This window comes from Pseudomonas sp. BN102, from assembly GCF_029871245.1.
Lineage (GTDB): Bacteria > Pseudomonadota > Gammaproteobacteria > Pseudomonadales > Pseudomonadaceae > Metapseudomonas.
This window is the reverse complement of the sequence record NZ_SSON01000063.1, coordinates 1-10,271: the sequence shown is the minus strand read 5'-3', so window position 1 is coordinate 10,271 and position 10,271 is coordinate 1. Positions and strand designations below refer to the sequence as shown.

General features: G+C 62.7%; 11 protein-coding genes. 4 read left to right on the top strand and 7 right to left on the bottom strand.

What is annotated here, in order from left to right:
- Positions 1 to 115 precede the first annotated feature (115 nt).
- The 7 genes from E8F12_RS12505 to E8F12_RS12475 form a co-directional block, all read right to left on the bottom strand.
- Positions 116 to 685: a DUF5625 family protein gene (locus tag E8F12_RS12505; protein WP_280325564.1), complete on the bottom strand. Its 570-nt coding sequence runs from the start codon at positions 683 to 685 to the stop codon at positions 116 to 118.
- Positions 686 to 794: 109 nt separating this feature from the next.
- Positions 795 to 1,391 (bottom strand): hypothetical protein, encoded by a 597-nt coding sequence (locus E8F12_RS12500; RefSeq protein ID WP_280325563.1) that lies wholly within the window; start codon positions 1,389 to 1,391, stop codon positions 795 to 797.
- Positions 1,369 to 2,793: an HlyD family type I secretion periplasmic adaptor subunit gene (locus E8F12_RS12495; protein ID WP_280325562.1), complete on the bottom strand. Its 1,425-nt coding sequence runs from the start codon at positions 2,791 to 2,793 to the stop codon at positions 1,369 to 1,371. The genes E8F12_RS12500 and E8F12_RS12495 overlap by 23 nt, the downstream gene beginning before the upstream one ends.
- Complete coding sequence (locus E8F12_RS12490) at positions 2,790 to 4,955, bottom strand: type I secretion system permease/ATPase (protein WP_280325561.1); 2,166 nt, start codon at positions 4,953 to 4,955, stop codon at positions 2,790 to 2,792. The genes E8F12_RS12495 and E8F12_RS12490 overlap by 4 nt, the downstream gene beginning before the upstream one ends.
- 322 nt (positions 4,956 to 5,277) lie before the next feature.
- The gene (locus tag E8F12_RS12485) at positions 5,278 to 5,517 is read right to left on the bottom strand and encodes a glutaredoxin family protein (RefSeq protein WP_280325560.1); all 240 of its coding nucleotides are present in this window, start codon (positions 5,515 to 5,517) and stop codon (positions 5,278 to 5,280) included.
- A gap of 46 nt (positions 5,518 to 5,563) precedes the next feature.
- Positions 5,564 to 5,770, bottom strand: coding sequence for a hypothetical protein (locus E8F12_RS12480; protein ID WP_280325559.1), 207 nt, complete (start codon positions 5,768 to 5,770; stop codon positions 5,564 to 5,566).
- An 85-nt stretch (positions 5,771 to 5,855) separates the two neighbouring features.
- Positions 5,856 to 6,413 carry a TetR family transcriptional regulator gene (locus tag E8F12_RS12475; RefSeq protein WP_280325558.1) on the bottom strand — a complete coding sequence of 186 codons (558 nt, stop codon included), beginning with the start codon at positions 6,411 to 6,413 and terminating at the stop codon, positions 5,856 to 5,858.
- Between the two features lie 157 nt (positions 6,414 to 6,570).
- On the opposite strand from E8F12_RS12475, the gene E8F12_RS12470 reads away from it, so the two are divergent.
- The 4 genes from E8F12_RS12470 to E8F12_RS12455 all read left to right on the top strand — a co-directional run.
- Positions 6,571 to 7,161 (top strand): glutathione S-transferase family protein, encoded by a 591-nt coding sequence (locus tag E8F12_RS12470; protein ID WP_280325557.1) that lies wholly within the window; start codon positions 6,571 to 6,573, stop codon positions 7,159 to 7,161.
- A gap of 16 nt (positions 7,162 to 7,177) precedes the next feature.
- Positions 7,178 to 8,104: a pyridoxamine 5'-phosphate oxidase family protein gene (locus E8F12_RS12465; protein WP_280325556.1), complete on the top strand. Its 927-nt coding sequence runs from the start codon at positions 7,178 to 7,180 to the stop codon at positions 8,102 to 8,104.
- A gap of 2 nt (positions 8,105 to 8,106) precedes the next feature.
- Positions 8,107 to 8,973 (top strand): MBL fold metallo-hydrolase, encoded by an 867-nt coding sequence (locus E8F12_RS12460; protein ID WP_280325555.1) that lies wholly within the window; start codon positions 8,107 to 8,109, stop codon positions 8,971 to 8,973.
- A 105-nt stretch (positions 8,974 to 9,078) separates the two neighbouring features.
- The coding region (locus tag E8F12_RS12455) for an OprD family porin (protein ID WP_280325554.1) at positions 9,079 to 10,271 on the top strand (1,193 nt) is incomplete at its 3' end.

Genomic DNA, 10,271 nt, shown 5'->3' with positions numbered 1-10,271 from the left:
TACCTTATGACCATTACTATTTTCCTGATATATATATCTGCTTCCCACAGCAGCAACCTTATAGGTAACTGTGTATCTTTTACCATCCATCGCCTCTCAACCTCTCCATGAGCATTTATATTTTCGGCTTGTAATACGCAAATTTTATATAGCTCTCACCTCCGGCAAACTCCTTAATATCTATAACCGTCCTAACCTCTACAAAATAATTCCCCGGCTCAAGGGAAATATTTTTTATTAGCCTACCCGCTGCACTCTTCGAACTCCCCTCATACTCAAAAGATTGGTAGTACGCCACCCCCGATGTGTCCACGCGCTCCTCCAAAAGGAGCGTCCCATCTTTGACCAATCGAAGATCCAGCGGAATCGGAACACCCTTATTCCCCTCAAAATTCGACTCACCCATCTCTATAGGCACACCACCACTTCCGAAAATCTCCTCCTGCTCTTCCATCTCACGCAGGCTGTCCTTCCAGACGAACAACAAAGAAAACTGATAGTCACCCTCCTTCTTTATAAGAAAATTAGCCATGACAACCTGACTGCTCTTTGAAACATCAAATGGCTTTATAAGCCACAACTTCTCAGAGCAACCCGCCAGCAGCATCGAGTAAGTCAGAAGTGCAACCATAAATGCTTTTTGGGGAGCAATTCGACCCCAGAAACAACCCTCACCAGAGCTCATATACGCCACCTCCTTCACCCCACTAATCTGACCTCACACCAACGCAGAAGGGATATAATTCATTTGAATTTTATTTCGCACCACTGCACCCACATAAGGAAACAAATGCCTACAATTGATGTTCAACATCATCCTGCTCCCGCGTATATTTCTTCACATACTCCATGGCCTCAAAAGCACCTATCATACTGAACCTGGCATTTTTGAAATGGCCATCCGTGACTGATATCGAAATACCTAGGAAACCGTCCCGCTTCCAGATTTCATGTATCTCGCCCTGATCATCAGCCACCAACTCCGTTGAACTTTCGGCATCCCGACAAGAAAAGCCCATGGCACGGGAATTCGTGCCACTGCTGACAAGCACGGGATAACTCACGTCGGCCTGGCAACTGGAATTGACCGAAAGAACATGCAGGCATCGCTGCTCCTGGACCAGGCAGCGAAGGGCGATATAGTTCCCGTAGTTATCGAGCGTAACCGCCATCAAATTCACGCTTTCCTGTACCCATAGCACGCTCCAGTCGCCAAACGTCCTGACAGGCGCAGGTCCCTGCGCTTTCGCCGGTGCAGCCAGCGACAACAACAGGCACGCGAGCGTGGCGCGATATATCAACTTCCCCTCTCCAATCGGAAGCATCCTGATTGCCAAGTTCCCCTCCGGCATTTCAACAGCCCACACATCAACGCTCCACCAGACCTTCACTGGCGTATTGCTGCAGCGGGCTTAGGAAATATTCGATCACCCGGCGTTTGTCGGTTTTGACTTCCGCCCGAATCGCCATGCCCGGCGATAACGCGATGGTGTTTTCACCGACTCGGATGCTGTTTTCCCTGAGCTGAATCCGGGTGCTGTAGACGAGGCCAAGTTTTTCGTCGTCGATGGCGTCGCTGGAAATGCTCTGCACGGTGCCGTGCACCACGCCGTACTTGGTGAAGGTGAAGGTCTCGACCTTGATCTCAACGTCCTGCCCAGGCCGAACGAAGCCGATGTCCTTGTTCTCCAGCATGGCTTCCACTTCCACCGGTTGGTCGCTGGGTACGATCACCATCAGTGGCTGGGCTTCGGTGACCACGCCGCCGTCGGTATGGATCGCCAGTTGCTGGACGGTGCCGTCCACGGGGGCGATCAGGCGCATCAGGCGGTTGCGCTGCTCGGCCTTTTTCAGTTCCTGGGTCAGGGCCGCGATCGTCTGGGCGGATTCATGCTGCAGGTCGAGCATGGCGCGACGGGTCTGGGCAATGACGCTTCGCCGGCCATGCTCGGCCTCCTTCCTGGCGGCCGTCAGTTCCTGCAGCCGCGCGTGCTGCACCTGGAGTTCGCGCTCTTGCTCCAACCGCGCCTGCTCTTTCTGCAACCAGGCATGCTTGCCGACGATGCCCTTGTCCAGCAGCCTCTTGTAGTCGGCCGAAAGCTGCCGGGCGATGGGCAGGCTTTCCCGCAGGGAGGCGATGCTGGCGTCGGACGCCCGGATTTCGGCTGCGCGCTGGTCGATCTCGGCGGCTCCCTGTTCGAGGGTGCTGCGCAGCTCCAGGTACTGCCCTTGCAGCCAGCGTTGGGCAGCCTGCTGTTGTTGGGGCGTGGCTTGGGGAATGAACTCGGCCAGGGAGGCCGGCTCGCGTTCGTGTTGTATGGCGTCAAGCAAGGCGCGGGCCCTGGCGTTGTCCACCTGGGCGGCCAGCAGGTCGCTTTTCAGGCGTTCGACATCCGCAGCGGTGATCTGGGCATCCAACTCCACCAGCAGGTCCCCGGCCTTGACCCACTGGCCGTCGTGGACATGGATGGCCTTGACCACCGCCACGTCGCTGGACTGGATGACCTTGCTCTTGCCGTTGGGGACTATCCGTCCGGTGGCAGTGGCCACCACGTCTATCTCGCCCAGGCAGGCCCAGAGCAGCGCCAGGGCGGCAAATGCCATGATGACCCACTGGATGTAGCGAGGAGCCGGATGGACCGGCTGCTCCTGCAGCGCCAGCGCGGCGGGGAGGAACTGTATTTCGTGGGCCAGGCGCGGCGGGGCATCCATGGCCTTGCGGCTGCGCCAGGCATGGCGCCAGGCGCGGCGGTAAAGGCGTAGAAGCTCGCGCGTCGCGGAGGACGTGTTCATGCGGCGCCCCCTTGCAGACGGTGCAGCCGCGCGTAATGGCCGGCCTGGTGGGCCAGCAGCTCGGCATGAGTGCCTTGCTCGACGAGCTGGCCGCGGTCCAGTACCAGGATGCGGTTGGCATTGCGCACCGTGGAGAGGCGGTGGGCGATGATGATCACCGTGCGCCCCTTGCAGATAGCCTGCATGTTCTGCTGGATGACCCGCTCGGACTCATAGTCCAGCGCGCTAGTGGCCTCGTCGAAGATCAGGATGCGCGGATTGCCCATCAGTGCGCGGGCGATGGCGATGCGCTGCCGCTGGCCGCCGGACAGCGAAGTGCCGTGTTCCCCCACCACAGTGTCGTAGCCTTCCGGCAGCTCGAGAATGAACTCATGGGCGCCTGCCAGCCGGGCTGCCAGGATGACAGTTTCGATGGGGGCGCCGGGGTCGGCGAGGGCGATGTTTTCGCGGATGCTGCGGTTGAATAGCATGTTCTCCTGCAGTACCACGCCGATCTGCCGGCGCAGCGAGGAGACATCCGCCAGGGCCAGGTCCATGCCATCCACCAGCACCCTTCCCCGCTCGGGGGCATAGAGACGCTGCAGCAAGCGCGTCAGGGTGCTCTTGCCCGAACCGGAACGGCCGACCACGCCAATCACTTCGCCCGCCTGGATCGTCACGCTGATGCCACGCAGCACTTCGGAGGTATCGGGCCGATAGCGGAAGTGCACCTGGTCGAACTCGATTCGTCCACGCAAGGGTGGCAATGCCGAACGCGAAGCCTGCGACAGCTCGCTGCGGGTATCGAGGATATCGCCCAGACGCTGGATTGAGACGCCGGTTTGCTGGAAGTCAGTCCACAGCTGCGCCAGGCGCATGATGGGCTGCGCCACCCGACCGGCCAGCATGTTGAAGGCGATCAACTGGCCAACGCTGAGCTCCCCGTCGATGACCAGGCGCGCGCCGAGCCACAGGGTCGCCACGGTCACCAACTTGCCGATCAGCGATACGCCTTCATTGGCCAGCGTCGACAGGGTCCGGGTCCTGAAACTGGCAGCCACATAGCCCGCCAACTGGTTATCCCAGCGGCGGTTGATCTGCGGCTCTACGGCCATCGACTTGAGGGTGTCGATGCCGTTCATGGTCTCGACCAGGAACGCCTGGTTCTCCGCGCCCCGGTTGAAGCTTTCCTGAAGGCGCGCCCGCAGTGGCGGCGTGATGAACAGGGAGAGTACGAAATAAAGGGGCAGCGACAGTACCACCACCAGCGTCAGCCAGCCGCTGTAGAAGCACATCACGGCGATGAACACCACGGAGAACAGCACGTCCAGCAGCAAGGTGATGGCGTTGCCGGTCAGGAAGTTGCGGATATTTTCCAGCTCCCTGACGCGCGCCACCGAGTCCCCTACCCGCCTGGCCTGAAAGTAGGCCAGCGGAAGGGTCACCAGGTGGCGGAAAAGCCTGGAGCCCAGTTCGACGTCGATCCGGCTGGCGGTATGGGCAAAGACGTAACTGCGCAAACCGCTGAGCAGCGTTTCGAACAGCATGATCCCCAGCAGGCCGACTGCTATCACGTCCAGCGTGGAAAGGCCGCGATGGACCAGCACCTTGTCCATCACCACCTGGAAGAACAGCGGCGTTAGCAAGGCGAATATCTGCAGGACGAACGACACCAGCAGCACTTCGCCCAGCAACTTGCGGTATTTGACGATGGCCGGGATGAACCAGGTGAAATCGAACCTGGCGAGTTCGCCCGCCAGGGAAGCTTCAGAACGGATGAGTAGCAACTCGCCCGCCCAGCGCTCATCGAAGGCTCCGTTATCGAGGACTTCCGGCTGCCCGGTGCGGGGGTCGTGGATCAGCGCCTTGTTGTCGTCCAGGCGCGCCACGATGAAGAAATCACCCGCCCTGGAGATGGCGATGGCCGGTAATGGCGTGTGGCTCAAGCGCTCGCGCCGGGTACGCACCCGTTTGGCCTTCAGCCCCAGCCTGCGCGCAGCCATTAGCAGTTCGGTGGCACTCAGCGTGTCGCCAGCCTCGGCAAACTCATGGGCCAGTTGTTCGGCGGAGGCTGCAACGTTGTGGAAACGCGCCAGCATCACCAGGCAGGCCAAGCCTGTATCCAATGGCGCGGCACCCTCCGTCGCCTGTGCCTCCGACGCCCCTGCATCCTTGTTCTGCATTTCCCGCTTCCGTGGCAGATCCTTTCCGACCGTCTGTACTTCGAATGAGCAATGACGGTTGCCTGCCATCGAAAATTAGTGATTCAGGTTTGCATTCTCGACGGCAGCAGAAATCTATTGACGGTACCTGAAGGCTCACAAGACCCTTTGCTCGTATGAAATTTCACAATGAGTGTGAGACAGAGGCAGCGCCTCCACGGCGGCCAGCTTGCCGATACCAGGACGAGGTCAAGTGCGAGAACAGCCGGAACAGTGCCGGCTCGTAGGGAAGGTGGTATTGCCTGATATGTGCAGCGGCACGCCTTGGCTCAGGCGGGATGGCTCAGTTGGAAAGGAAGGACGCCACCGCGGTCGCATCGAAGGGCCAGCCCAGTTCGCTGCCGTTATCGCAACGGCGCAGGACGGGAATGCGCAGGCCGTAGGCCTGGACCCACTCTTCCCGGTCGGCGATATCCACCAGCTCCACCATCAGGCCGCGCTCGACGAAGGGCATGAGCACGCCTTCCGCCACCTCGCACAGGTGACAGCCAAGGGTGCCGAAGAGTTGGCATTCAGGAAGCATCGGGAAGCGCCTCGGAGATCAGCGAGGCGCGAATTCTAGCACGCGCTCAAGCTGCCGGGGACTGCCCCTGGGCCTTGTCCTGCAAGGGTTGCAGGCCATCCAGCAGGCCCTTGTTGAGCGTCTCGGCCTGGGCGCGATCGAAGGCGTCGGCCAGTGCTTGCTGGGCATCCACCTGGTTGCGCGACATGGCGGCGGCGAGGCCGGGGAAGGCACCGCGGTGGGCGGAAGGTGCGAGAGAGGCCAGGGCAATCATGGCGGGGATCCGAGGTCGACGGTGCCCCCTCTGTTGCGGCCGATGGCCGAGGAGCTTGAGCCAGCCCCGACCAGTGGATCGAGACTCAGGCCCCGGCGGCGCGCAACAGGATGGCGGCCGCGTCCTTGGCTTCCAGCGCCTGGTCACCCGGCCCCTGCATATGGGCCATGGTGATGGCCCCTTCCATCAGGTATTGCAACTGGCGCGCGAGGCGCTCGGGCTCGGCGACCTCCAAGCGCTCCAGGGCGATGCGGAAATGCCGCTCGGCGTTGGCCTTGTGGCTCGCGGCGACACAATGGATGGGGTGCTCGCGGTCATGGAACTCGGCGGCGGCGTTGACGAAGGCGCAACCGAAGAACTCGCCGTCGTGGATCAGTGCGTGCAGCCCGTCGAAGACAGCGAAGATCGCCGCTTTCGGCGAGAGATTGTCCAAGGCCCAGGCCATACGCTGCCGGCTCGGTTCCAGGCGCTTCTGCAGGGCCGCCTCGATCAGCTCGTCCTTGGACTTGAAGTGCTTGTAGAGGGTCATTTTCGCCACACCGGACTCGGCGAGGATCCGGTCGATGCCGGTGGCATGGAAACCGTCGCGGTAGAACAGCGCGATGGCGGTGTCGATCAACTGATCGCGTTTGCTTGAAGCCATGTGAACCTCCTGGACCGACGCATTATGCGCAACCGCCCGCGCCGGCTCAAACCCGCGCCACACAAGCCCCGGCGAGGTTCGAGTGAAATCGACCTTGAAATATACAGACCTGTCTGTCTAGTATTCGACACCATAACCCACAACAAAGGACGCCGCCATGCAACTCCACGACTTCCCCCTTTCCGGCAATTGCTACAAGGTGCGCCTGTTCCTCGGCCTGATCGGCCAGCAGGCCGAGGTGGTGCATGTCGACCTGCCCGCCGGCGCGCAGAAGCGCCCGGAATTCCTCGCCATCAACCCACGCGGCCAGGTGCCGGTACTGGTGGACCAGGACCAGCCGGTGGCCGACTCCCAGGCCATACTTGTTTATCTGGCACGGCGCTACGCACCCGCCTGGCTCCCCGAAGACGCCCTGCAGCAGGCCCATGTCGCCAGTTGGTTGAGCTATGCCGCCAATGAAGTGCACCAGGGCCCTGCCTCGGCGAGGGTGATCCATCTGTTCCGCCGCCCCGGCGACCTCGAAGGCGCGCAGGCCAAGGGCCGCCAGGTGCTGGAACTGGTGAACACGCATCTGGCCGACCGCACCTGGCTGGTGGGCGGGCAACCGAGCATCGCCGACGTGGCGGTCTACCCCTATCTCGCCATGGCCGAAGAAGGCGGACTTACACTGGCGCCCTACCCCCATCTGCAGGCCTGGTTCGCGCGCATCCGCGCCCTGCCCGGCTACCTCGAACTGCCCCGCCTGTGACGGGCCCGGAGGCTATATGAGCAGCCCCTTCCATCCTGGCGAGCAGAGCATCCAGACTCGCCTTGGCGTTCGCGAGCAACTGGAGGCGGTGGGCAGCCGGGTAATCCGCGACCACATGCCGGAACAGCACCGCGAGTTCTTCGCCCTGCTGCCCTGGCTGCTGGTGGGCAGCCTGGATGCGGATGGCCAGCCCCAGGCCTCGGTGCTCTGGGGCAAGCCGGGCTTCGCCCGCTCCCCGGAAGCGACCTTGCTACGCGTCAATGCCCGGCCCGAGGCGGACGATCCATTGGCCACCAACCTGCACAGCGAGGCACGCCTCGGCCTGCTCGGCCTGGAGCTGCCGACGCGGCGGCGCAACCGCATGAACGGCCCGCTGGTGGAGAGCGACGGCGAAGGTTTCACCGTCGCCGTCCAGCAGTCCTTCGGCAATTGCCCGAAGTACATCCAGGCCCGCGACTGGCGCTGGGAAGTTCGCCCGGCAGGCCCACTTGAACAGGGCACCGGGCCCGACCCGCGCTGGCTGGAGCTGGTGCAGCGCAGCGACACCCTGTTCATCGCCAGCCAGCATCTCGACCCGCACAGCGGCGGCGTGGACATCTCCCACCGCGGCGGCGCACCGGGTTTCGTCCACCTGGGCGAGGGCGGCCGACTCTGGCTGCCGGACTACAGCGGCAACCTGATGTTCAACACTCTCGGCAACCTGCTGCTGGAGCCCCGCTGCGGCCTGCTCTGGGTGGACTTCGACAGTGGCGACCTGCTGCACCTGGAAGCCCGCGCGCAACTCTACTGGCCGGAGCCGGCCGCGCAGGTCGATTTGCCGGCGCTGCCCGGCGCCGAGCGCCTGCTGGCTCTCACCCCCGGCCGCTGGCGCCTGCGCCGCAACCGTTTGCCGCTGCGCTTCGACGTAGCGCGGCCCTCCCCCTTTCTGCCCCAAGGAAACTGACCATGCGTTTGCGTTCGCTTTTCCTGTTGGTCCTGCTCGGCACCTGCGGCCTCGCCGCCCAGGCCGAGGGCCTGCGTTTCGCCCTGGTGAAGACCGCCCAGACCGAAACCCTGGACGCCTTCACCGTGGCGGACGGCAAGTGGACCGAGAAGGTGACCGTCAACCACGTGGCGGTGCTGATCCAGCACCACGCTGCCACCCTGCTCTTCGATACCGGCCTGGGCCGTCAGGTGGACGCCCAGTTCGACAAGGAGATGCCCTGGTGGGACAAGCCGCTGATGAAGTACGGCGCGGTCACGCCGGCCCGCGACCAGTTGGATCGCGACGGCATTCGCGTCGATCGCATCTACCTCAGCCATGCCCACTGGGACCACGCCTCGGCGCTGGCGGACTTTCCCGAAGTGCCGGTCTGGGCGCCCTATGAGGAAATCGAGTTCAGCGAAATCGCCACTCCGCCGGCAGTGTTGCCCAGCCAGTTCGCCCATGGGGTGAAGTGGCGGCCCTTCCTCTTCCTGCCAATACCCTTCATGGGCTTCGAGGAGAGCCTCGACCTCTTCGGTGACCGCAGCCTGGTGCTGGTGCCCCTCAGCGGCCATACACCCGGTGCGGTGGGCCTGTTCGTGACGCTGGAAGATGGCCGTCGCTTCTTCTTCACCGGCGATGCCAGCTGGCGCCTGGAAGGTTTCACCGGGCCGAAGGAAAAGTTCTGGATCAGCCGGCGCATGGTGGACAACGACCGCGAAGGCACCCGCGCCCAGTTGCAGAAGGTCCACGAGCTGCTGCAGCGCGAGCCCGGGCTCACCGTGATTCCGGCCCACGACGCCCGTGTACAGGACAAGCTCGGCTACTACCCACAGTGGATCCAGTGAGCGGCCGACCATCGTCTAACTGCAGAATCTGTAACGAAATGCTTTAGTCACCTCGTTGTAACAGGACGACCCGACCGACCTGCACCCCACGAGGAGACAATAACAATGAGCAAGACCTCGCTTGCCAAAGCCGTGGCCCTGGCCACGCTTGGCGCCAGTATCACCCTGCCGGGCATCGCCCAGGCCGAATTCATCAAGGACAGCAAGGCCAGCCTGGAACTGCGCAATTTCTACTTCAACCGCGACTTCCGCCAGGACAATGCGCCCCAGGCCAAGGCCGAGGAGTGGGCCCAGGGCTTCCTCCTGCGCTATGAATCCGGCTTCACCGAAGGCACGGTCGGCGTCGGCGTCGATGCCCTCGGCCTGCTCGGCGTCAAGCTCGACTCCAGCCCCGACCGCAGCGGCACCGGCCTGCTGAAACGCGACCGCGAAACCGGCCGCGCCCAGGACGAATACGGCGAACTCGGCCTCACCGCCAAGCTGCGCGCCTCGAAGAGCGTGCTCAAGGTCGGCACCCTGTTGCCCAAGCTGCCGGTGGTCCAGTACAACGACTCGCGCCTGCTGCCGCAGACCTTCCAGGGCGGCCACCTGAACTCCCTGGAACTCGACGGCCTGACCTTCGACGCCGGCCAGCTCAAGCAGGTCAACCAGCGCGACTCCTCCGACTACGAGGACATGACCATCGCCAACGGCGGCGCCCGCGGTATCAGCTTCCGCCGCGGCACCACCAGCGATGCCTTCAACTTCGCCGGCGCCAGCTACAAGTGGAACGACAGCCTCAGCACCGGCTACCACTACGGCGAGCTGGACGACTTCTACAAGCAACACTATGTCAGCGCCGTGCACCTGCTGCCGCTGGGCGACAAGCAGTCGCTGAAGAGCGACCTGCGCTTCGCCCGCTCCACCGACGAGGGCACCAGCAACGTCGACAACAAGGCCTTCGGCGCCATGTTCACCTACGCCCTCGGCGGCCATGCCTTCGGCCTCGGCTACCAGAGCATGAGCGGCGACACCGGCTTCGCCTACATCAACGGCACCGACCCCTTCCTGGTCAACTACGTACAGATCGGCGACTTCGCCAACAAGGACGAGAAATCCTGGCAGGCCCGCTACGACTACAACTTCGCCAGCCTCGGCATTCCCGGCCTGACCTTCATGACCCGCTACCTGTCCGGCGACAACGTCGACCTCGGCGCCAACCGCGAAGACGGCAAGGAATGGGAACGCAACACCGACATCGCCTACGTGTTCCAGGACGGCCCGCTGAAGAACTTCGGCATCAAATGGCGCAATGCCAC

Excerpts from the sequence above, each read along its gene's own strand:
- E8F12_RS12505 (WP_280325564.1), bottom strand. The coding sequence starts at position 685 with ATGAGCTCTGGTGAGGGTTGTTTCTGGGGTCGAATTGCTCCCCAAAAA.
- E8F12_RS12495 (WP_280325562.1), bottom strand. The coding sequence starts at position 2,793 with ATGAACACGTCCTCCGCGACGCGCGAGCTTCTACGCCTTTACCGCCGC.
- E8F12_RS12490 (WP_280325561.1), bottom strand. The coding sequence starts at position 4,955 with ATGCAGAACAAGGATGCAGGGGCGTCGGAGGCACAGGCGACGGAGGGT.
- E8F12_RS12485 (WP_280325560.1), bottom strand. The coding sequence starts at position 5,517 with ATGCTTCCTGAATGCCAACTCTTCGGCACCCTTGGCTGTCACCTGTGC.
- E8F12_RS12480 (WP_280325559.1), bottom strand. The coding sequence starts at position 5,770 with ATGATTGCCCTGGCCTCTCTCGCACCTTCCGCCCACCGCGGTGCCTTC.
- E8F12_RS12475 (WP_280325558.1), bottom strand. The coding sequence starts at position 6,413 with ATGGCTTCAAGCAAACGCGATCAGTTGATCGACACCGCCATCGCGCTG.
- E8F12_RS12470 (WP_280325557.1), top strand. The coding sequence starts at position 6,571 with ATGCAACTCCACGACTTCCCCCTTTCCGGCAATTGCTACAAGGTGCGC.
- E8F12_RS12465 (WP_280325556.1), top strand. The coding sequence starts at position 7,178 with ATGAGCAGCCCCTTCCATCCTGGCGAGCAGAGCATCCAGACTCGCCTT.
- E8F12_RS12460 (WP_280325555.1), top strand. The coding sequence starts at position 8,107 with ATGCGTTTGCGTTCGCTTTTCCTGTTGGTCCTGCTCGGCACCTGCGGC.